Raw genomic sequence first — 22871 nt, forward strand, 5'->3', positions numbered from 1 at the left:
CACCTAAATCTCCGATTTTATTGCGTTCAAGATCTCATCTGGAGTTATCATTTCTCCAGTTACCCTGTTGATACCTGAAACTTTTGTTTCACTGCGCACAACCCGCTCGACTTCACCGATCAGCTGGCCCAGGTTCATTTCCGGTACAATTATGGAGCGGGCTTGGCGGGATAATGCTTTTATTTCTTTGTCGGGGAAAGGCCACACACTGATCAGGCGGAAAAGGCCGGCCTTTATGCCTTCTTTTCTGGCCTGCTTGACCGCTCTCCGCGCGGAACGCGAGACAGCGCCGCAGGCGACTATGATAATTTCCGCGTCTTCGGTCATTAAGGATTCGGTCATGGTTATTTCATCAAGATGGTCCATGATCTTGTCATTTAAACGCTTAATCAGGCGCTCGGCCTGGTCGGCTTTGGTGGTGGGGCCGCCGCTTTCATCATGTACCAATCCGGTAACATGGTAGCGGTACCCTTCACAAAAATTAGCCATGGGAGGGACGCCGTCCTCATCGGGTTTGTAGGGATAATACCTGGTCAGCCCGGCGGGAGGCTTTTTCCGGTCGATAACATTTATATCTGAGGCATCCGGCATGACGAACCGTTCCCTCATGTGGCCGATAACTTCGTCGGCCAGAAGGATCACCGGTGTCCTGAACCTTTCAGCCAGGTTAAAAGCCTGGACTGTCAGGGAAAAGGCTTCCTGCACCGAGGCCGGCGAAAGTGCGATTGCCGGGTGGTCACCGTGGGTGCCCCAGCGGGCTTGCATTATATCCCCCTGGGCAGACGCGGTGGGGATGCCTGTGCTGGGACCGTAACGCTGGACGTTTACCACCACGCACGGCACTTCTGTGATAGCAGCGAAGCCGAGGTTTTCTTGTTTCAGCGAGAAGCCCGGACCGCTGGTGGCGGTAATTGATTTGAGCCCGGCCAGGGAAGCGCCGATTATCGCGGCCATGCTTGCTATCTCATCTTCCATTTGAATAAACTTGCCGCCGACGGCAGGTAACTTTTCCGCCAGTATTTCAGCAATTTCAGTAGACGGGGTAATCGGGTAGCCGGCAAAAAAACGCGCTCCGGCAGCCAGGGCTCCTTCAGCTATAGCTTCATTACCTTGCATTAAGCGAGTGAGCGGTACAACGTTATTCATCTGTTTCCACCTTCAAAGATATGGCAAAGTCGGGGCAGTGACTTTCACACCTGCGGCAGCCTGTGCAGAGGGGCTGGTTAACTACAATGGCTTTGCCGCCGTTGCTCATGGCCAGGACCTTGGGGCAGAGCCCGGCGCAAATGCCGCATCCTTTGCACCATTTTTTATTGATTACTATTTTTTTGGGATAAGCGGCTGATACTGTTTCGACCATTGTCTTCACCACATTATTCTGTATCACATTGAGATTTATGCCTGCATAACTTACGGCTTTATCGTGTCTCATATTGAGATATATCTCAAATTAATACATCTTTTTTTATCTAATACATATTTTACTCCATTTGTACCCAATGTAAAGTAATTTTTTTTTTCAAAATCGGTAAATCATAAAATAAATCATCAAAAGAGGCTGGTGTCAGGCTTGATCTGGGAATATGTTTACCGCACTACCTTTGTATATTTCCTGGTTTTAGTGGTAATCAGGATGATGGGGAAAAGGGAAATCGGCCAGCTTTCACCTTTTGATTTTGTGGTGGCTATTATCATAGCCGAATTGGCCGCCATACCTATGGAAGCAAGTGAAATACCGCTGTGGCATAGTGTCCTGCCGTTGGTCATTCTGGGCGCCCTGGAAGTGCTTGTTTCCTATGTGACCCTGTTCAGCCGCAAGCTGCGGGGCTTCATCTGCGGGTATCCCCAGGTCATTATTAAAAACGGTTTCCTGCTGCGGGATGAGATGAGAAAGGCGCGCTATAACCTTGACGACCTGATGGCCCAGATGAGAGATAAAGGCATTGTGGACCTTGACGACGTTGAATTTGCGGTACTTGAGACTTCAGGGAGGTTAAGCGTAATTCTAAAATCGCAGCATCGCCCGGTGACACCCGCGGACCTGGGCATCTCCACGCCGTACGAGGGATTGCCGACTGTGCTGGTAATGGACGGCAATATTATGAACAACAATCTGAAAGAAGTGAATTTAGATGAGAACTGGCTTAGAGAGAAATTGGAAGAGCGGGGTTTTAGCCCGCGAAAGGTACTTCTCGCCACCCTGGGAACGGACGGCAGGCTGTTTGTTAATAGAAAATAGGACTCTTCAAAACAGAATTACCTGTGTTCAGTAGCATGTTCACAAGGTATCACGCCTCTAACTCCACCACGGGGGTTTTTTGTATCACCTTTCCTGCGGGGGATTAAATGAAAATGGGCGTGCATAACAGATTGGCCGGCCGCCACGCCACAGTTTATTCCTATGTTGAAGGCGGCAACAGTGGGATCTTCGCTCATAATTTTATTCCGGAGATGGATGATCAGATCTTCCGCATCGCGCCTTTCTTGTGCCGTCATGGTGAAATAATCCAGGGTGTGTCTGCGGGGGATGATCAGCATGTGCAGGGGGGTTACCGGAAAACCATCTGCAACCGCATATGCTGTTTCATTCGAAGCAATGATTGGCTCTTTTTTTTCAAGATCACAAAACGGACATTCCGGACCCTTTTGCGATTTTAATTCGTAAACCCGAAGTTTTGCTGTGTTCTTATGATCAGTGTGATCTTTGAAATTCACAAAAATGCCTCCTGTTTAAGGTATCTTTTTAGTCCTGCTTGCAGGGGGGCCAAAAAGGTTATAAATTAATTCCGAACGGGATCCGGTGCCAGTTTTTATAAAAATCTTTTTTATATGGGTTTTTACCGTGTTTTCACTGAGAAAAAGCTTACGGGCAATTTCAACGTTAGTATTGCCCCTGGCCACAAGTGCTGCTATTTCGATTTCCCTTCTGGTTAATTCAAACCCTACAGCGAATTTCGGGCTGATATCTCTGTGAGTATATCCTGTTTCAATTATTATCAGAAACGATATGTCTTTTTTCTCTTCTTTCCCCTCCAACAATATTGTTTTAAAGGGATATGACCTGTTTCTCAGGCACAAAAGACTTTTCCGGTAATAAGCGCCAGTGATCGGGCGGATCCTACGGCTTTTCACCAGATCCCGGCAAATCTCCTTTAAATAACTGTAAACACTTTGGCCTGTGGCAAGCTGTTTCTGTAAAATGTCACACGCTGGAATGTTAGCTTCGATAATATTGTACTTACTGTCCAGTTCACAGAGTCCAACCGTGGCCGACGATTCATTGTATCCCAGGAAAGTGTTATTCAAGTGGTCATGTAATAATTTGAGTATATACATTTCTCCATCACTAAAGTTGGATGAACCCGTGCTCCTGTGCAACGAGATTTCTCCTAAAAGGTTTCCTTCCTTCAAAATCTGTAAACAGGCAATATGGTATATCCCTTGGGGCAGTAAGAAATCAGAGCGGTGCTCGTTTTTTGCCCACTTGGCATAGTCCATGTAATCAGAGCTGCGGTCCACAGGTGGGATGTAGCGGTCCGAAAAGACAGCTTTTTTGTAGAGGTCCAAATCCTCGTAATAATCCTCATATTGTTTAAATTTATCTTTGTCAAGTCCAACGCAACAGGGTTCCAAAAAATGGTGTGTTTCGGGTTCCACCAGGAAAAAAGCGGCGCTGTCGTAAGGGACGAGCTGGGGCAGGTGTTCGAGAACAATAGAACGAAGCAGCTCAATGTCACGGTTAAGGTAAATTTGCTTGAGCAGGACATTATAAGCCTCAAATTGTTTATCATTGAGCATAATTTTTGCCCCCTGCCAAGAGGATATGTAAACAAGTATCTCGAATAATTAAAAACATTCGACAGATAACAGTTATTACCTCTAATTTCGCAATCGTTATATTACAAATAGAAAATATATAGAATTGGTTAAAACGCATGGAAATCGAACAACATGGGCTTGATCCCGTACCCGAGACGGAAAGAACAGCGACATGGGCTGATTTATTCATTATCTGGGGTGATATAAACCTCTGCCTCCCATCCTTTGTTGTCGGAGCCCTGCTAATCCCGGCTTTATCCTGGGGAGAGGCGGTGTCCGTAAATTTTTGGGGCAATCTGGTGGTGGGGGTACTTATAGTACTTGGAGGTTATTTCGGGACCAACACCGGCTACCCTGCAGTCATTTACGGCAGGAAAGTTTTCGGTTACCCGGTGGGGCAGTGGTTTTCCACTGCTTTATTGCTTGTTTCGACGCTTGGCTGGTATGCCGTTATGACTGCCATGACAGGTGAAGCGCTGGATATGATCATCAAGGAATTCACTGGTTTTTCCTCGCCTATTTTAATGATAATATTAGTTGGCATTTTAAACTCTTCTACAGCCGTGATGGGATATCAAAGGATCCGCTGGCTGGACTGGGTGTGTACTCCCCTGCTTAGTCTCCTTTGCGTCTGGCTAACATTTAAGGTGCTGGGCCTGATAACTCTACCGGTTGCCTTTCAATATCATCCCACAGGTTCCATTGGTTATGCTCAAGGGATGGACCTGGTGATCGGCGGGTTCATTTCGGGAGCGTTTGTTGCTTCTGATTTTTCCAGGTACGCGAGAAGCAACCGGGATAGCTGGTTCGGCACGTTTCCGGGGGCTTTTCTGGTATCTTTTTTGTTGGGGCTGCTTGGCATGATGTCAGTTGTGGCGACAGGTGACTGGAACCCGGTCACGGTTGTCCAGGACTTAGGCATGGGTATTCCAGCGCTGTTCTTCATCCTTATGGCAAACTGGACCACAAACCACAGCGTGCTGTATTCTTCGGGCCTTGCCCTGACCAACATGCTTCCTCGTCATGCCCGTTGGAAGAACACCTTCATATGCGGGGTAGCCGGTATTGTTTTAGCGGTAGCCGGACTGACAGATGTGCTCCAATCATGGCTTATGCTGCTTTCTTGTGTTTTCTCTCCTCTTATAGGTGTCGTTTTAACCGACTTTCTTATAATAAAAAGGACGGCCGGTCATACCTCTGTAAACGTGCAGGCTGTTATCGCCGTTGGAGCAGGGATATTTCTGGCTAAAATGACCCCGCCGCAGTATATCGCGTCTGCGGTGGGGCTGGTTTCAAGTTCTTTAATTTATATCATCCTCAAATCCCCGGCTTCCGAAAAACAAACAGGCCAACGTAAAAATCACCCGATCGGGTGATTTACGTTTTTAGGTCGAAGGTGTTATGTTTCAAGTATAATGCGGTGAAGGATTTAACTGACGATCTTTCTGTAATTTTGTAGCTAAAACACAGATTAAAGTAAAACTAAAAATGGGCGACTCTTGCAAAAGAGCAGAAAGGGGCAGGAAAATGCGGGCCAGATTGATAGTTACAAGAAGGGTAATATTGGCAGGGATAGTCTTTTTGATGGGTTTTGTACTTCTGAGTAATGTTCAACCAGTTCTAGCGGAGACTATTCTTTTCCAGGACACCTTCCAACGCCAGGAATCTTCTACGGTTGGACCACAGTGGCAGGAATATACCGTACAGGGGGGGCAATTAGGAGGTGCTGTTCCCCAGTCCGGAGACACACCCTGGTGTATCCGGGGGAATACGCTGTATTTCGAGGCCACCGGTCACAACAGCTACATCGAAGACTTTATCGAGACCACGGAAGAATTTTCGGTGGAAAACACAAGGGTTGAATTCGAAATTCGCGCAAAAGCCGGCACCAGCAAAGGGTATGTCGGGCCTACGGCGTTCTGGGCACCCAGCGCCAAAAATCGTGCCGGAGCTACAGGCGTTACAGGCGGTCCCGGCTTAATCGGGGTACAGGCCTGCTATCGCTGGGAAAACTCCGGCACGAAGGGTCTCGTGCTTCATCTGGGAGGCGGTTATCAGGATTATCCTGATGCGGTCTTCTCGGGGCTGAACCAGCAAGAATTTGCCAGGCATGTAATTACCATTAAAGACGGCAAGGTGACCGATGAATCTCCGGACTGCGGTTCTCTGACCAGCACCCTGGCACAGGCTATTGAACCAGGGGGCAAGAGGCATTTTAGTTTTGGCGCCCGTCTATACGACGATGGGGTGCCCCAGGTCATTGAAATCCGTAATCTGAAAATCACGTCCCTGGAAAACGTTCCTGAGACTATAGGCAATCAGGAGTATTATGGGGATAACAATATCCAAAACGGAAATAACGGTACATACAACGGAAATGAAAAGCCGTCGCAAACAAAAAATTTAATTAGTATTGTGGTAGATGGGAACAGCTTGATATTTGATGTGCCGCCTGTCATTGAAAACGACCGGATCCTTGTACCCGTACGTGCCATATTTGAAGCACTGGAGGCTCATGTCGACTAGGATGAAGCCACCCAGACCGTCACGGCCACAAAGCCCGGTACGGAGATCAAGTTGATTATCGGCGGGGGCGCCTATAAGAATGGCACACCTGTCATTCTGGCGGTACCGGCGAAACTAATCAATGGCCGTACAATGGTGCCCCTGCGGTTTATCGGAGAGTCCTTCGGGGGGCAGGTTTTATGGGATGATCCGGCTCAGACCGCTACAATTATTTCTCCGGCGAACTACGCCAGTAATATGGATGACTATTATCAGAAATCTTTTGTTTTTTTACAAAATCTTGTTAATGGTAATTTCAACGAAGCGCTTGAAGTTACAACAGATGATTTTAAAAACCAAGTCAGTACAACGGAGCTTTCAGAATTCCGTGGTTTTGTCTTAATGAATGGAGTAGGCCGGCTTGTTTCCAAAACCTGCGTCGATAAAGGCGGGGGAATTGTAGAAACGATAGGTGTGTTAAAGTTCACCAATGGTAATGCTATAGCGGTTCACCTGACTTTCAAAGATGGCAAAATCGATAACCTGGTTGGGAGGTAAGGATATGAAGAAGCTTTCATTCACGATAACAAGCATTTTATTCTTGAGCCTTTTCTTAGCTTTTTCTTTCAATGTTGATTTTGCAGTGGCTGTTGCCCCGGATATTGGTATCCCGGGAGCGAATGTGACCTTTGACGGTTTTATTGAGACGCCTGGTACGAACCCGGCAGAAGCTGCGCTGCCCGTATACAAGGAACTTACTGCTGAAGAGTCTGCTCATGTTCAACAGCTTATTTCGAATCTAAAAAGCAAAGCTGAAAAGTTGAATACGCTTAATACCTTATACCCTAATAAAGGGTTTGATCAAGTCGCAGCACAGCTTCTCGGGGAAATTAATGCTTTGAATGGTAAAAAATTTATGAATTATTGCCCCGAGAACGACCCGCTGGGTAAAATATCGGGCGCAGATAGTGCCACAGCTTCGGTGGGATTATTGAACACAGATACGATTAACCTCCACCCGGATTTCTGGAAAATGGCCAGTTCATCAAGTCCGGCAGATTATGAAACAGAGCAGGAATTGGTATTATTGCACGAGTATGCCCATACTAACCAGAATGCGTTGAGAAAAGTGTGGTTTTTGGACAACAGTTATATATATGGGGAAAACTCTGGCGAAGGGCTTTCTTATAAAAAAGAATATATGTGGGCGGTCATTTTAGGGGTAAATAAAGGTTTTGAATTTGAAAAAGTACTGGATCAGTTATCAAAACGTGGCCTTGTCACCTTTCAGGGTTGGAGCAAGCCGTACGAGACGGGCAATTTAGATGAAGCCCTGGGCTTGAAACAAATGAAAGAGATTCTAAAAGATGGACTTGACGCAGCCCTGCAGCAGAAACCGGGAGAGAAGCCGCCTGTCGATTCCCAGGTTAATTTTAATCTTCCTGAAGAACCAAATACCGGCGCCGACAGCCAGAGCATAATTAAATGGAAAGATGATTGCATTGCTCTTCTCAACAAAGAGATGGACGAAGATCCGGAGCGGGTTAAAAACAGAGATGAGTGCCTCGCCATTCCAAGGGAAGACAGGGTTATGACCTGTTCCAATTGCGGCACAACAGTATTGCACTGGTGGATCGAAAATTCCTGGTGCTGCCCGGTTTGCGAGAAGTGGACCTATCCAATCCAGCTGAAAAGGGCCGACGGAAAAACTTACGAAGAATACGCGAATGAGAGGAAAAAAATATACCAGGACAAGATGAATGAAATAGAAAGAATAGCTCAGGAACGATTGAGTTTGAGTCGATAACCTGTTCTTTGAAGGCACCAAGGGTCGACACCCGGTAAAATGTTAATCGGCCTCAAGGTTGTAAAGACAGACGGGAGCAAATGCGATATCGGTGCGGTGCTTTGACGAATAATTCTCAACAAACAACACAAGGTAGGTGGCATTTTTTGTAAAGATCTGCTTTTTAAAGGAGTGCAAAAGATGTTTTGTAGCCAATGTGGAAACAAAGTTAATCCCGGAGACCGCTTTTGTGGGCAGTGCGGCTTGGGGGTGGCAATGACGGCGCAGCCTGCTCCGGCCGGAGCCAGACAATTTCCGGCGGGTAGCAAGGAATCCCTGCTACAGGCTGTAGAGCAGGAACTGGCGGCTTTCCCCCAGCTTGTTGTGGAGCGCAGCAGTAAGACGGACCTGGAAATAAAAAGCGTGCTCGCCGACGCCCATTGGGGTGTCGGCAAAAAGAAGGTAGAGTACTCGGCCTGCTTGCTGGCCAAGGAAACCGAGCGCAAGGTGGTTTTCTGGGAGATGATCAAGGAAACCGGCGCCGGTATGGGAGTTTTCGGTGGATTCAAGGTGGAGAAATATAAAAGCGACGGCAGTACCAGATCCGGAACGGTACGGGAAGCGGGTTACGGTCCCGGAGGGAAAATAATCGATTATAACTGGGACTATGCCCAGACCCGCAGTATTGTGGAGGGTGTGGTCAGGGCAGGCGGCTGGAAATTTACCACGTCATTGCTGAAAGGCAAGGCGACATATTGACCAAGGGAATATGATCGGTAAGAATTTGAATGCGGGGCCAGGCAGATATGAAATTTTTCAGTCAAAAGACGTTTACCCCTATTATTTTGATGATTCTTGTTCTCTTTTTGGCCAGCCAGACCGGGTGTACGGAAAAGGCAGGCAATCCAACGAATGAGGCCAATCCTGCTACAAGATCCGGAAGTTCTGCCAAAGATGAAGGAATCAAAGCAGGGAAAATTGTTTTTGTGGACCAGGGAGATATCTGGGTGATGGACTTGGGTAGCGGTGAAAAGAAAAATATCACCTGCTCCCCGGAAAATGAGACGCGCCCCCGCTGGAGTCCCGATGGTAAAAAAATCGCCTTTACCCGCCAGGAGAGGCTTTTAAATGTTTATATAGTGAATGCTGATGGGTCCGGCCTCACCCGTTTGACCGGAGGCACCCCCGGTAGTGACTTTGCCCCTGCCTGGTCCCCCGACGGGAAAAAGATCACCTTTCTCTCCAGCCGGGACCGGCCTGACAGTAAATTTCCCAATGCCGAAATTTACCTCATGAACCCCGACGGGAGCGTCCAAACCAGGCTGACCGGAGGATTCGAGCTGGAGAACCCCGACTGCCTGTGGTGGTCTTTTGACGGCAGCCAGATTGCAGTCCATGAAGAGGGAACCGGGGGCGGCACGGGGATCTCCCTTGTTAACGCAGCTACAGGAAAAGTAGGGAGAATTGAGGCGCTGCGCGAAGCCATGAAAAAAGAGGGGATAAAGTTCAGCTTAATCAATTTTTACCTGTTCAATCCCCGCGACACCAATCTGATTGCCTGCTCCCTTTATGACATGAGTAAAGGAAAGGGCGACTCGAAGAACGGCGTGTATATATTTGATCAGGGTAGCGGCAGTTTAAAGAAAATCTGCAGTTATGATGCCGGTGCTCTGGGCTGGCTTAGAGACGGCACGGCCCTGGTATATTTGGAGAAGGGAAGGATCTATTCGATCCAAAAAGACGGGGCCGGGCCGGTTATGCTTGAGGATCTGACCGTGCAGGGACCCGGTACGGATTACAGCGAGCTTGACCTGTACTGGCCGGGAATGGCTCCCAAGTAAAAGGGGAGACAATGGTGCGGGAACACTCTGGGGTGACAAAAATGTTTTATTAAAAGGAGACTCACTTATGGGGTTTTTCTTTTTTTATATAATTAAGGAGGATAAAGTCGCTTTTGGTAGAATTAACCTAATAACTTTTCACTGGTTCAAATAAAGGCGGTGGTGCTGTGATCCAGCTTGATCGCAGGCAGCAGTTAATTGTTCTCCTGCTGGTGGGAGTGATCCTTTTTAGTGGTGGTTACAGGTTAGCCCAGATTAAAGAGAAATCCTCTGAAAAAGTAAAACCGGCGCTGGACTCGGCTGAACAAAACAAGGACAAGGAAGTGACTGTTCATGTTTTCGGGGCTGTGGCAAAGCCCGGCGTATACAAAGTATCGCAGGGCGCCAGGGTGATTGACGCGATCAATATGGCCGGGCCGACCGGTGAGGCGGACCTGGATTCGATAAAACTGGCAGCCAAGGTTACTGACGGGCAGGATATTTCTGTCCCGTCGAAAGCCGGTCTTGACCCCGCGGCGGTGGGAGTCACTCCGGGCACTTCAACTTCCACCGGTACCGGACGAAATGTTTTTACCGCCCCTGCAGGCGCGAAATCCGGCGCTGCAGCGGCCAACGGGCTTGTCAATATTAACACCGCCGGCCAGAGTGAACTGGATACCCTGCCGGGCATCGGACCCGCCCTCGCCCAGAGAATTATCCAGTACCGGGAGGCCAACGGAGCATTTCAATCAATTGAAGACCTAAAGAATGTATCAGGAATTGGCGATAAGAATTTTGAGAATATGAAGGACAAAATCACGGTCAGGTAGTAATAACACAAATATACTTTGATTTTGAGGTATGCTTCCATGGAAATCAACCCTTTGGTAAGAATACTGCTCATGGAGTACCTGACGGAAGCGCAGGGCAAAGAGAAGAAGACAGGCGGCAAACAGGACGGTGATTTTGCTGTCCTGCTGGCGCTGACCCTGGCTGGCGGCGGAATGAAAATGCCGCCTATAAGCCCCGGGGCGATTGGCAGCTATGGAACAAAGACTACCCGGTCATCGGCTGGCGCGCAAAACCGGAAAGTTTCAAGCGTGGCGGCGTCCAGCGGGCGTGTGCAAAGCGGCGGCGTGCGAGGCGGCGCCGCTGCGGCCGGCCTGGAAGGCTTGATTGAGAGTATTGCCGGCAGGTACGGGGTCGACCCGGCGCTGGTGAAGTCTGTGATCAAGGCTGAGTCAAATTTTGATCCCGGCGCCACGTCGCCCGCGGGAGCCATGGGCCTGATGCAGCTGATGCCGGGCACAGCGGCCTCCCTGGGTGTGCAGAACGCTTATGACCCGGTCCAGAACCTGGATGGAGGCGTGCGCTACTTAAAGCAGATGCTGGACCGCTACGGCGGGGATGCCAGCCTGGCCCTGGCCGCGTATAACGCTGGCCCGGGAGCGGTAGACCAGGCCGGGGGCATACCCAACTATAGCGAAACAAGAGATTACGTAAGAAAGGTCTTGGCCAACAGGATTGATTTTACAGTTTAAAATTGACCTCAAGCATTTCCCGATGGATGAGCTGTCAGTGATTGCGCATTGAAATGGAGTGCCCATGAACAGGCCCCTGGTTATTTTGACAATTTGTTTTATCGCCGGTATCCTGGCAGGGGAGTACACCCATCTTAATGCAACCATAGCATTAGCCCTGGCGGCTTTTTCTTTTTTGGCCGCCGCAGCCGGCCATGTGCTGGGCTGGCGGGAGAACAGGCTGTTAATTTTACTGCTTTTTCTGAGCCTGGGGCTGGGGTTATCCCGCCTGTGGGTGGAAGAGAGCAAGCCCCCCCTGGTTGACTATGCCGGCCAGCGGGTCGTCCTGGTGGGCTGGGTCTCAGAAGAGCCGGACGTGCGCGCGGACAAAGTCTATTACCTGCTGCAGGCACAGGAACTGGTCAGAGGTGAAGAGCGCATCTCTATCTCAGGGACGGTGCGGCTTTCAGTCAAAGAGGCCAGCCAGGTTTTCGCTTACGGGGATTTACTGAAGATATCCGGCCTGCTCAGCCGCCCTGATCCGGCCGGCAACCCGGGAGCCTTTGACTACAGGACCTACCTGGAGCGCCAGGGCATCATGGTCCAGCTTCTGGCCCGGGGCGACAGCGCGGTGCAAAAGATCGGCCTGGCCGGCGCAAGCCCCCTGCACAGCATTGCCTTAAAAGTTAAACATAAACTTGCTGACACGGCGACGGCTTCTTTGACCACTTCTCAGGCGGCAGTCCTTAACGGCATAATTTTCGGCACCCAGGGGATGATCGACAGGGAAACAAGGAGGACATTTTCCGAAACCGGAGTGGTGCATATCCTCAGTGTTTCAGGGCTGCATGTGGGGCTGGTGCTGGGCGGCCTGCTCGGGCTGCTGAGACTGTTGCGGCTGCCGCCGGGCTTTATTGCCCCTCTGGCCACCCCGCTGCTGGCTTTCTACGTTTTAATGACCGGGCTTAACCCGGCTGTGCTGCGCTCGGCCATCATGGCCCTGCTCCTGATCTGGGCCCACCACCTTGGCCGTGACCGGGACTGGCCTACCACCCTGGCTCTGGCCGCTCTGCTGATTTTGCTCTGGAACCCGCTGCTGATATATCACCCGGGCTGCCAGCTTTCGTTTGCCGCAACCTGGGGGATACTATATCTGGGTCCGGTTTTAACCTCCGCCTGCTCCGCATTATTAAAGGGACTGCCGGATAAAATGGCGCGGGCGGTCTCACTGGCCCTGGCGGTTCCTCTCGCCGCCCAGTTGGCCACCATACCGCTGGTGGCATGGTACTACAACCTCCTGTCGCCTGTTTCTATACCCGCCAACCTGCTGGCAGTCCCGCTGGTGGGTTTAATCATGGGCCTGGGCCTGTTGGCTACAGCCCTGGGCCTGATCTGGCTGCCGCTGGCCTCCCTGGTTAATGTTGCAACCGGGCTGTCCCTGGATCTTTTCTTGGCTCTGGTGGGCGCCTTCCAGCAGCTGCCGGGCGCGGTGATTTACCTGGCCACCCCGCCGGTTATTCTAATGGCTGCCTGGTATGCCGGGCTCCTGGCAGCGGTGCGGGCGCGCTCAGCCGGGAGGATAGCCGGGCTGCGGCAGGGCATAGCGGGCTGGCTGCCGGCGGTGGTCCTGGTTGTGGCGCTGGTCCTGATCTGGTGGCCCTGGTCAGGCGGTCGCTTCCTCACAGTCCATTTCATTGATGTAGGGCAGGGAGACAGCGTTCTGGTGCAGACCCCGGGTGGGCATAGTATTCTGATTGACAGCGGCGGCATGACAGGTGAACTTACGACAGGCACCGGTGTGGGCGATCAGGTTGTGGAGCCGTACCTGCGCAGGTTAGGCGTTAACAGGATTGACGTTTTAATCCTTACCCACCCCCATGAAGATCACTGCGGCGGCGCAGTGTCGCTGGTAAGGCATTTTCCTGTGCGGCTGGCAGTGGTTTCACCCGCGCTTGAAACGCCGGGCGGCAGTGAGCGGGACAAAAGCAGCGAAGGAGGGACGGTCAGCTCCGCTTATACAGAGCTGCTTCAGAAAATGCGCGACGATGGTATCCCGGTGCGCTGCGCCGCCGCCGGCGACAACCTCAGGCTGGAAAATGGTATAGAAATTGAAGTTCTGGCGCCACTGGAAACAGCCGAAGGGACAAAACCCGACCCCAATAACTGCTCGCTGGTATTAAAGCTTTCCTGCGGCGGCAGGTCTTTCGTTTTCACCGGTGACGCGGAGTTGGCTGAGCAGAAAGAACTGATTTTGCAGGCGGCGGACTTGAAGACTGACGTTTTGAAAATACCCCACCACGGCAGCCGCTTCTTGCTGCCTGAGCTGGTCGAGTTGGCGGACCCCGAGGCGGCGGTAATCTCAGTGGGCGCTCACAACACTTTCGGCCACCCGGCCCAATCCACGCTTGAACTGCTTGAGCGTACAGGCATCAATGTTTACCGGACCGACCGGGACGGTGCTGTAATAGTGCAGACAGACGGGTATAATCTGGAGGTGAGGACAGGTAAGAAAACTGGCTGGGATGTTAAGACTATAAATAGGAGTGACTTATAAAATGGCATTTATTCTAGTCCTGCTGGTATTTGGCTCTGCGGTGCTCGCTTTTATGATTGCCTGGCAGGTCAGGTACGTCCAACCGGAGTTTCTTTCTGTTACCCGTTTCAACCTGTACATGCTGCCCCTGATACTTGCGGCCAATATTGCCCTGGCCACTGCTTTTATCCGTGCTAACAGCCTGTTGAAGAACCTCCCCCTGCTGGCGGCGGCCCAGTCCTTTTTTTACTACATGTTTGTAGTGGGTTTTTCCATCCTCATAGTAGGGGAAAAGATTTCTCTGGGGCGCGCGGCGCTTGGTTTCGGGATGATGGCGGCTGGTGTGTGGGTGCTGAAAAAGTGATGCCTTGGCCCGAATCATGAACTTGAAAAAGAATAAATTCGTATTATATAATTAACATCATTTTTTCGCTAGTGGTATTAATATTGAAGAAAAAGTTTGGTCATGTCCGGCAAAGGCATGGTCACTTTGTTTTATGCGGGTAAACCTGCAAATGTGATTTAATATTATGAAGATTCATTATCTTTTTTAAAAACGAAATACTTTGACACTTAGAAGCACTGGGAGAAAACAACCTCGACTATAGCCGCAACCATTTAATCTTCTATTATGCTTTTTAACTTAATAATCTTGTAATTAAAACCAAAATTATTAAGTTTTTAAGAATAATGATATATTATTAGAGCATTCGTAATTGTATAATTTTAGCAAATTGATGGAATTTTGCAAATATTTAAATAATCTATGTGAAAGCACTAAAATGCAGAACATAATGAATGTTCAGAAGAAATTAAATAAAAAGTATATAATTAGTTAAAAAAATAATAAAGAAAGGAGTAAAATGTCCTGAAAACCATTGTGGAGATGAGGTTCACAAATGGTTTGCGAGAAGGAAAAGTTAAAAGGACTACCTGGAAGATCAAAATAAACCAGAAGGAGAAGATAAGAAACCATGCCCTACGATGCAACTAAATTAAAAGATTATCAAATTGCAGAGTTAGCTGAAAAGAATATGCCAACACCGTCATACTGGCAGGAAAAGCTTGGTTTGGAACAAGGCGAAGTGATCCCCTACGGGCGGATCTGCAAGCTTGATTTCATGAAAATCATTGACCGCCTTAAAAACAAACCGGACGGCAAATACATAGAAGTTACCGCTATCACACCCACACCGCTGGGTGAGGGTAAGACCACCACCACCATGGGACTGGTGGAAGGTTTGGGTAAAAGGGGCTTGAACGCAGGCGCCGCCATTCGCCAGCCATCCGGCGGTCCCACCATGAATATCAAGGGGACGGCTGCCGGCGGCGGCAACGCCCTGGCCATCCCGATGACAGAGTTTTCCCTGGGACTAACCGGGGATATCAATGATATAATGAATGCACACAACCTGGCCATGGTGGCGCTCAATGCCCGCATGCAGCACGAGCGGAACTATGACGACGCAGAGCTGGCCAAGCGCGGCTTAAGGCGCCTGGATATCAACCCAACCAACATAGAGATGGGCTGGATTATCGACTTCTGCGCCCAGGGACTGCGCAAGATCATCATGGGTATCGGCGGCAAAATGGACGGCTACATGATGGAATCCAAGTTCGGCATTGCCGTCAGCTCCGAGTTGATGGCCATTCTCGCCGTCGCCACCGACTTGAAAGACCTGCGGGAGCGGATCGGCAAGATTATAGTTGCTTACGATAAAAAAGGAAACCCCGTCACCACCTCGGACCTGGAAGTCGCGGGCGCCATGACGGCCTTTATGAGAAACGCCATCAACCCGACCCTGATGAGCACAGTAGAGTACCAGCCCGTGCTGGTTCACGCCGGACCCTTCGCCAATATCGCCATTGGCCAGTCTTCCATTATCGCCGACCGCATTGCCCTGAAGATGTTCGACTATAACGTGACCGAGAGCGGTTTTGCCGCGGACATCGGCTTTGAGAAGTTCTGGAACGTAAAATGCCGCTTCAGCGGCCTTACCCCCAATGTCTCCGTAATCACCGCCACCATCAGGGCCCTGAAGATGCACGGCGGCGGGCCGAAGGTAGTCCCGGGCCGCCCCCTGCCGGAAGAATACACCAGGGAAAACCTGGAGCTGCTGGAAAAAGGCATCGCCAACCTGCAGCACCATATTGCCACGGTCAAGAAAGCCGGCATCAACCCGGTCGTGTGCATTAACGCTTTCTATACCGACACCAAGGAAGAAATCGCCATGGTGCGCCGCTACGCCGAGCAGGCCGGAGCACGCTGCGCGCTTTCCGAACACTGGCTGAAGGGCGGAGAAGGCGCCCTCGAGTTGGCGGACGCGGTAGTGGACGCCTGTAACGACAAGGTTGACTTCAAGTTCCTGTACCCGCTGGAGATGCCGCTGCGGCAGAGAGTGGACGCCATAGCCAGAGAAGTTTACGGGGCCGCCGGAGTGTCCTGGACGCCGGAGGCGGAAGAGAAAGCGAAGCGTTTCGAATCCGACCCCGCTTTTGCCGGCTTTGCCACTATGATGGTGAAAACCCACTTGAGCCTGACCCATGATCCCACTTTAAAAGGCGTGCCCAAGGACTGGATCCTGCCTGTACGCGATGTCCTGGTCTTTGCCGGGGCCAAGTTCCTTTGCCCGATGACCGGCGCCATCAGCCTGATGCCGGGCACAGGCTCCGACCCGGCTTTCCGGAGAATAGACGTGGATGTGAACACCGGAAAAGTGATGGGGCTTTTCTAAAACATAGATCAGTAACTAACCAGTATTTTGGAGGTAATGTTGGAATGACCGAACTTTTACCGCCATGTACCAATGCCTGTCCCGTCAACACAGACGTGCGCGGCTACCTGGCAGCCATAGCCAGGCGGGACTACAAGGAGGCCTACCGCCTGATCCGCGCCAGCAACCCCTTTCCTTCCGTGTGCGCCTGGGTATGTCCTCACCCGTGTGAAGATAACTGCCGCAGGGCTGGTGTGGATGCTCCCTTATCCATCCGCAGCCTGAAAAGATTTGCGGTCGATGCTGCCGGCGCAAACCGGCAGCCGGACGAACGAGCCCAGCCAACCGGCAAAAAGGTGGCCGTGGTGGGCGCGGGGCCGGGCGGGCTGACCGCGGCCTACGATTTGGCCCGCCTGGGCCACCAGGCAGTGGTTTACGAAAGAAACCAGTCACTGGGCGGGCACTTCCTGACCTCACTGCCCACCTACCGCCTGCCGCGGGAAATGCTGCAAAAGGACGTCGAGGAAATCCTGGCGGCGGGGGTGCAGGCCCGCACCGGCATCAATGTAGGCCGGGATGTGACCATTGCCAGGCTGAAGGAAGAATATGACGCGGTCATTATCGGGGTAGGGCTTTCGGAAAGCAAGGGACTGCCCCTGCCCGGCTTTGCAAACCCCGGGGTAATGAAGGCGCTGACCTTTTTACACGAGGCCAACACAGGCGGTAAGCCTGCTATTGGCAGCAGTGTTATTGTCATCGGAGGCGGCGACGTGGCCATGGATGTGGCGCGTACCGCCGTCAGGCTGGGAGCCGGCGCCGTAACAGTTGTCTGCCTGGAGTTCCGTGACATAATGCCCGCGCATAGCTGGGAGATCGAAGAAGCCCTGGCCGAGGGGGTAAGCCTCATACCCGGCTACGGGCCGGTGGAGGTTTTGACGGAAGACGGAGCAATTACCGGGCTGAAAACCCAAAAGGTAAAATCAGTCTTTGACCAGGAGGGGAGGTTCAACCCCACCTACGAGCCAACCACTTTTCAAACTATTCCATGCGATACGGTAATTCTGGCCATTGGCCAGGGTGCGGACAACTCATTTTTATACGACAGCGGCCTGGCGGTTAATGCTAGGGGAAGCCTGGAGACAGACAGGAAATACCTGTCCACCAGCCTGAGCGGTGTCTTTACCTGCGGGGAAGTAGTCACCGGGCCGGGCCCGGCCATTGCCGCGGTAGCTTCGGGGCACCGGGCGGCCGCACTGGTAAATGACTATTTAAATGGAAACAAAACAGCAGCATGCGAAAAGGAAACGCAGGCCATAGGCGCTCTTCCTGAAAAAGTGGCGGAGCGGGTGCCCAGGCGCAGCCGGCAGGAAATGCCGGTGCTGCCCGCGGGCGAGAGAAAGAAAAACTTTAAGCCGTACGAACTGGGCCTGGATGAGGAAGCGGCAGTGCGCGAAGCCGGCCGCTGCCTTAACTGCGGCCTGGGCGCGCAGGTAATCCCGGAAAAGTGCGCCGCCTGCCTGACCTGCCAGAGAGTATGCCCCTACGACGTGCCGGTGATTGAGGGAATGGCCGGCATGCCGGTGGAAGGCTGCCAGGCCTGTGGTATTTGCGCGGCTTTCTGTCCCGGCAATGCCATTACCCTGGAGAACCTTGATGAGAAGGGCGTGACAAGCGCCATAGCATCTCTTGGCGGCGCTAAATCCCTGGTTGTATTTGCCGAACGCGGCACATGCGCTGATTTAAAAAAGGTTTCCTCCCTTGAAAACGTTCTGGTAGTCAGTTTATCCACAGTAAGGGCCCTGCAGCTGCAATGGATCCTGAGCGCGTTTGAAAACGGCGCCGCCGGGGTTGTGGTAGCCGGCTGCAGGGAGGGTGAATGCCGTTATGCAGGTGGTGACGAACTCCTGAAAAGTTTGATTGGCCGCGCTAAAAACCTGCTGGAGTCGATTGGCTTATCCCCGGGACGACTTTATTACTGCCTGCCGGAAGAAGGGGAAGACCCGGCGGGTTTAATAGCGGGTTTTTTAAAAGAGTGTTTATAAAAGTTAGAAAATATTCTTTTTAAAGGAGCGAGCAGGCTTGATTATAGCTCAGCAGAAAAACATACAGGATATTGCGGCCATGGTCGGTGACTGTAAGAAAGTGCTGCTGGCGGGCTGCGGCGGCTGCGTCACCGTATGCCTGTCCGGCGGGGAAAAAGAAACAGAAATCCTGGCTGCAGCCCTGCGCCTGATGAAAAAACAGGCAGGCCAGCCCCTTGCCACCGTGACCTATACAGCCACCAGGCAGTGCGAGCCGGAGTTTATCCCGCCCATGGATGAACTGGTGCGGGATGTGGACGCGGTGATTTCACTGGCTTGTGGCGTAGGTGTGCAGTACCTGGCGGAAAGATACAAGGATAAATGGATAGTCCCCGCCATGGATACAATGTTTGCCGGTGGTGCCACAGGGTTTGGCAGCTGGGAAGAAAAATGCGGGCTGTGCGGCGACTGCGTGCTGCATAGGACCGGCGGCATTTGTCCGGTCATCCGCTGCTCCAAGAGCATCATGAACGGCCCGTGCGGCGGCTCACAGCATGGCAAATGTGAAATCAGCAAAGAAGTGGACTGTGCCTGGCAGCTGATTTATGACCGGATGAAGGCTCTGGGCAGGCTGTCAGAACTAACTGTTATCCAACCGCCGAAAGACTGGTCGAAAGCAAGGGACGGCGGGCCACGCAGGATATTGAGAGAGGATTTGATCAAAGGGTGAAATATTTAAGCAAGCTGCAAAAAATGCTGGACAGCGGCCACTTTGCCGTTACTGCTGAAATAGGGCCGCCCAAGCATGCCGGCGCGCACAGCATCAGGCACCATGCCCAACTTTTAAAAAACCATGTGGACGCCACCAACATTACCGACAGCCAGACCGCCATCGTGCGTCTTTCCAGTATAGCCTCAGGCGTGCACATTCTAGATTGCGGCATAGAGCCGATCGTCCAGATGACCGTGCGGGACAGAAACCGCATCGCCATCCAGGCCGACCTGCTTGGCGCCTACAGTTTGGGTATGCGCAACCTGCTCTGCCTGTCCGGCGACCACCAGCAGTTCGGCAACCACCCCACCTCAAAAAACGTATTTGATATTGACTCCATGCAGTTGATTTACCTGATGAGCAGGATGCGGGATGAAAAGAAATTCTTCTGCGGTGAAGAGATCAAAGAATACGAGCCGCGGTTCTTTATCGGCGCGGTGGCGAACCCATTTGCCGATCCCTTTGAGTACAGGGTGGACCGCCTGGAAAAGAAAATCGAGGCCGGCGCGCAGTTTATCCAGACCCAGTGCATATTCGACATGGAGCGGTTTGAGCGCTTTATGGAAATGGTGCGGGCAAGAGGACTGGACCAAAGGGCGCATATCCTGGCCGGGGTAACTCCGCTGAAAAGCTGGCGTGCCGCCAAGTACATCCAGACCGGAGTGTCCGGCATGATCGTGCCCGACTCCCTGGTGGAAAGGCTGAAAAACGCGGCAGACCCGAAAAAAGAAGGAATCAAAGTCTGTATCGAACAGATCAAACACATCAGGGAGAATATCAAGGGTATCCATGGTGTCCACGTCATGGCCATCGCCTGGGAAGAGGTCGTCCCCGAGATTGTGGAAAAGGCCGGGCTGTACCCGCGGCCGCAGGTTGAGTTTAATCCGGAAGAAAATGATTGATAATTAATAAATATGATTTGCTGTTTTGGAAGGGGGTAGAGATATGTCGGCAGAACTCCTGGACGGAAAAAAAATAGCTGCTTCTTTAAGGGAAGAGGTTAAGGCAGAAGTGGCTATGCTAAAGGAGAAAGGTATTTATCCAAAACTGGCTGTTATTTTGGCCGGTGACGACCCCGCTTCGGTGGTATACGTCGGCTCCAAAGAAAAATCATGCAGAAACGTCGGCATCGAATTGGTCCTGCACAAACTGCCGGAAGCAGTGGCCGAAAGCGAAGTGCTCGACCTGATCAGCCGGCTGAATAAAGATGACAGTGTCCATGGCATCATGATTGAACTGCCGCTGCCCGCGCACCTTAACAAAAAGAAGGTGCTGGAGGCGGTGCTGCCGGTAAAAGATGTCGACGGCGCTCACCCGATCAACCGGGGTTACATATTAAGCGGGGGAGACGGCCTTTTCCCGGCCACTCCTCAGAGCTGCATTGAGATTATGCTGCGCAGCGGTGTGGAGATTAAAGGCAAGCACGCGGTCATCGTCGGCCGCGGCGAGACAGTGGGCAAACCGCTGATGTTTATGCTTTTGAACCAGAATGCCACCATCACAGTGTGCCATACGAAGACCCGGGATCTGGCGGAGGAAACCAGGCGGGGCGACATCCTGGTGGCAGCGGCCGGGCGCCCGAAGATGATCACGGCGGACATGATCAAGCCGGGCGCTGTCGTGGTGGATGCCGGCATCAATGAAATTGAAGGTGGTATCTGCGGCGATGTCGACTTTGAAAACGCCCGTGAAGTAGCCGGCATGATTTCCCCTGTGCCGGGCGGGGTGGGCAGCCTTACCACCGTCCTGATTCAGAAGAACGTCTTAAAAGCAATCAAGCTCCAGAACAAGTTGTAAAATAATTTGTTATAAGGAAGTGACCTGACATGAGCGATATGTTTGATTATGGCTTCAGAAAAATACTGGCTGTCGCGGCATCCGACTCGCCCACTCCCGGCGGCGGCAGCGTATCGGCCATGGTAGGCGCCCTGGGAGTTTCAATGGCGGCCATGGTAGGGAACCTGACCGTGGGGAAACCGAAGTACGCTGAAGTGGAAGCCGAAGCGGCGGAGCTCACCGGCCGGGCCTATTATATCATGGCCAGGCTGGAGAAACTGATGGCTGCCGATATTGCGGCCTTCGGCAAGTTCATGGATACCTACCGGATGCCCAAAAATACCGATGAGGAAAAGGCCAGGCGGGAAGAGGCCGCCCAGAAGGCCTTAAAAGCCGCGACCAACGTGCCCCTGCAAGTCGCTAAAATGCTGCTTGAAGCATTGTCGGTTACAGAAAAGCTGGCCCGCATCGGCAACAAGACCGCAGTAAGCGATGCCGGGGTCGCCGCCTATGTTTGTGAAGCCGCCTGTCGGGCCGTGCTGCTGAATGTGGATATAAATGTGCCGCTGATCAGTGACCCCGGTTTTGTATCCGGGGTTCTGGCGGAAAAGAAAAAAATTGCAGACGAGGCCGCGCGGATCAAAAAGCTGGCCGTAGCCGTGGTAAAAGAAAGGATGCTCTAGGAGTCATGATTCAGCCGGCCTCTTAGTTCACGGTTAATGAAAGAGAATTTTGCTTTTTTATCGGGTTCGGCACATGCTTCCTTGCTTTATTAAAGTACCGGACCTTCCGGATCGCTGCAGCGTAATATTACAATTTTAGACGGGGTGATTAAATGAAGTTAGCGGTTTCCGGCAAAGGCGGCGTTGGCAAGACTACCATCGCTGCCGCCCTGGTCCAGTTGTTTTCCGAGTCACACCGTTTGGTTTATGCCATTGATGCGGACCCTGATGTTTGCCTGGCAGCCGCTATAGGTGTCCCTGATGATATAGCGGACGAATTAAAGCCGCTGGTGGAGAAAAAGGATTTGATCAATGCCAAAACCGGCGGCGAGGGCGCTTTTTTCACTTTGAACCCCAAACTCAATGACGAACTGGATGATTATTGCATCAGCTGCGGCAACATCAAGTACCTGCGCATGGGAGGTATAAAAAGAGGCGGTTCCGCCTGTTACTGCCGTGAAAATTCGTTTCTCCACGCGGTGGTGTCCGCCCTTTTGCTGGGGGAGAAAGATATTGTCATTATGGACATGGGAGCTGGCATAGAGCACCTATCCCGCGGCACGGCCAGGGGTGTTGATTTAATGCTGGTTGTGGTGGAGCCGAGTCTAAACAGCATTAAAACAGCAGCCCTTGTCAAAAAGCTTGCCACGGACTTGGGCATAAAGAAAATACGGATCATCGGCAACAAGATAGGAAGCCAGGCAGAAAAGGACTTTATTTTAAATAATTTTAAGCCTGAAGAAGTTTTAGGCTTTGTAAGCCTGGATGCTGAAATAAGGGAGGGTGCGATGAAAAAAAGGTCAATTAAAGAAGTAAAAGGGGATTTCATTAATGAAATGACCCGGATCTATCAAAAAATGATAGCTGAAAGCAACTAATTATA

General features: G+C 51.5%; 20 protein-coding genes and 3 pseudogenes. 19 read left to right on the forward strand and 4 right to left on the reverse strand.

Annotated elements, in window-relative coordinates:
* Positions 1-3 precede the first annotated feature (3 nt).
* On the reverse strand, positions 4-1146 hold the full coding sequence (locus tag Pmgp_RS03790; protein WP_134212637.1) for a 2-oxoacid:acceptor oxidoreductase subunit alpha: 1143 nt from the start codon (positions 1144-1146) through the stop codon (positions 4-6).
* Positions 1139-1360: a ferredoxin family protein gene (locus Pmgp_RS03795; RefSeq protein WP_192902769.1), complete on the reverse strand. Its 222-nt coding sequence runs from the start codon at positions 1358-1360 to the stop codon at positions 1139-1141. Before Pmgp_RS03795 ends, Pmgp_RS03790 begins: the two co-directional genes overlap by 8 nt.
* Before the next feature lie 210 nt (positions 1361-1570).
* Here Pmgp_RS03795 and Pmgp_RS03800 point away from each other — a divergent pair, with 210 nt between their 5' ends.
* The gene (locus tag Pmgp_RS03800; protein ID WP_243119717.1) at positions 1571-2239 is read left to right on the forward strand and encodes a DUF421 domain-containing protein; all 669 of its coding nucleotides are present in this window, start codon (positions 1571-1573) and stop codon (positions 2237-2239) included.
* A gap of 17 nt (positions 2240-2256) precedes the next feature.
* Here Pmgp_RS03800 and Pmgp_RS03805 read toward each other — a convergent pair whose 3' ends face one another.
* Entirely contained in the window at positions 2257-2715 is a 459-nt protein-coding gene (locus tag Pmgp_RS03805) for an HIT family protein (protein ID WP_134212638.1), read from the reverse strand.
* 15 nt (positions 2716-2730) lie between these two features.
* Positions 2731-3798, reverse strand: coding sequence for a helix-turn-helix domain-containing protein (locus tag Pmgp_RS03810; protein WP_134212639.1), 1068 nt, complete (start codon positions 3796-3798; stop codon positions 2731-2733).
* A 137-nt stretch (positions 3799-3935) separates the two neighbouring features.
* Here Pmgp_RS03810 and Pmgp_RS03815 point away from each other — a divergent pair, with 137 nt between their 5' ends.
* From Pmgp_RS03815 to Pmgp_RS03900, 18 genes and pseudogenes are all read left to right on the forward strand, one after another.
* A complete protein-coding gene (locus Pmgp_RS03815; protein WP_134212640.1) occupies positions 3936-5195 on the forward strand; it encodes a purine-cytosine permease family protein in 1260 nt (419 codons plus the stop codon).
* Between the two features lie 208 nt (positions 5196-5403).
* A pseudogene (locus Pmgp_RS20790) lies at positions 5404-6882 on the forward strand (stalk domain-containing protein).
* Positions 6883-6886: 4 nt separating this feature from the next.
* A complete protein-coding gene (locus Pmgp_RS03830; protein WP_134212643.1) occupies positions 6887-8131 on the forward strand; it encodes a hypothetical protein in 1245 nt (414 codons plus the stop codon).
* Between the two features lie 27 nt (positions 8132-8158).
* Positions 8159-8236: pseudogene (locus tag Pmgp_RS20795) on the forward strand (hypothetical protein); the annotation flags it as partial.
* A 75-nt stretch (positions 8237-8311) separates the two neighbouring features.
* A pseudogene (locus Pmgp_RS20800) lies at positions 8312-8371 on the forward strand (zinc-ribbon domain-containing protein); the annotation flags it as partial.
* 15 nt (positions 8372-8386) lie between these two features.
* Entirely contained in the window at positions 8387-8869 is a 483-nt protein-coding gene (locus Pmgp_RS03840) for a hypothetical protein (protein ID WP_134212644.1), read from the forward strand.
* A 47-nt stretch (positions 8870-8916) separates the two neighbouring features.
* Complete coding sequence (locus Pmgp_RS03845; protein ID WP_192902771.1) at positions 8917-9951, forward strand: TolB family protein; 1035 nt, start codon at positions 8917-8919, stop codon at positions 9949-9951.
* Between the two features lie 167 nt (positions 9952-10118).
* Complete coding sequence (locus Pmgp_RS03850) at positions 10119-10760, forward strand: ComEA family DNA-binding protein (protein ID WP_134212646.1); 642 nt, start codon at positions 10119-10121, stop codon at positions 10758-10760.
* Positions 10761-10799: 39 nt separating this feature from the next.
* Entirely contained in the window at positions 10800-11471 is a 672-nt protein-coding gene (locus Pmgp_RS03855; protein WP_134212647.1) for a lytic transglycosylase domain-containing protein, read from the forward strand.
* Positions 11472-11535: 64 nt separating this feature from the next.
* Complete coding sequence (locus Pmgp_RS03860) at positions 11536-14004, forward strand: DNA internalization-related competence protein ComEC/Rec2 (protein WP_134212648.1); 2469 nt, start codon at positions 11536-11538, stop codon at positions 14002-14004.
* 1 nt (position 14005) lies between these two features.
* Positions 14006-14347, forward strand: a complete 342-nt coding sequence (locus Pmgp_RS03865) for a hypothetical protein (RefSeq protein WP_134212649.1) — start codon at positions 14006-14008, stop codon at positions 14345-14347.
* A 610-nt stretch (positions 14348-14957) separates the two neighbouring features.
* Positions 14958-16718, forward strand: a complete 1761-nt coding sequence (locus Pmgp_RS03870; protein WP_134212650.1) for a formate--tetrahydrofolate ligase — start codon at positions 14958-14960, stop codon at positions 16716-16718.
* Between the two features lie 44 nt (positions 16719-16762).
* On the forward strand, positions 16763-18739 hold the full coding sequence (locus tag Pmgp_RS03875) for an FAD-dependent oxidoreductase (protein WP_134212651.1): 1977 nt from the start codon (positions 16763-16765) through the stop codon (positions 18737-18739).
* Positions 18740-18776: 37 nt separating this feature from the next.
* On the forward strand, positions 18777-19448 hold the full coding sequence (locus Pmgp_RS03880; protein ID WP_134212652.1) for a methylenetetrahydrofolate reductase C-terminal domain-containing protein: 672 nt from the start codon (positions 18777-18779) through the stop codon (positions 19446-19448).
* Positions 19445-20392: a methylenetetrahydrofolate reductase gene (locus Pmgp_RS03885; RefSeq protein WP_192902772.1), complete on the forward strand. Its 948-nt coding sequence runs from the start codon at positions 19445-19447 to the stop codon at positions 20390-20392. Before Pmgp_RS03880 ends, Pmgp_RS03885 begins: the two co-directional genes overlap by 4 nt.
* A 43-nt stretch (positions 20393-20435) precedes the next feature.
* Complete coding sequence (locus tag Pmgp_RS03890) at positions 20436-21287, forward strand: bifunctional 5,10-methylenetetrahydrofolate dehydrogenase/5,10-methenyltetrahydrofolate cyclohydrolase (protein WP_134212653.1); 852 nt, start codon at positions 20436-20438, stop codon at positions 21285-21287.
* Between the two features lie 29 nt (positions 21288-21316).
* Positions 21317-21949 (forward strand): cyclodeaminase/cyclohydrolase family protein, encoded by a 633-nt coding sequence (locus tag Pmgp_RS03895; RefSeq protein WP_134212654.1) that lies wholly within the window; start codon positions 21317-21319, stop codon positions 21947-21949.
* A 152-nt stretch (positions 21950-22101) separates the two neighbouring features.
* Complete coding sequence (locus tag Pmgp_RS03900; RefSeq protein ID WP_134212655.1) at positions 22102-22866, forward strand: ATP-binding protein; 765 nt, start codon at positions 22102-22104, stop codon at positions 22864-22866.
* The last annotated feature ends 5 nt before the right edge of the window (positions 22867-22871 follow it).

The sequence above is a fragment of the Pelotomaculum propionicicum genome, from assembly GCF_004369225.1.
Classification (GTDB): Bacteria; Bacillota; Desulfotomaculia; order Desulfotomaculales; family Pelotomaculaceae; genus Pelotomaculum_B; species Pelotomaculum_B propionicicum.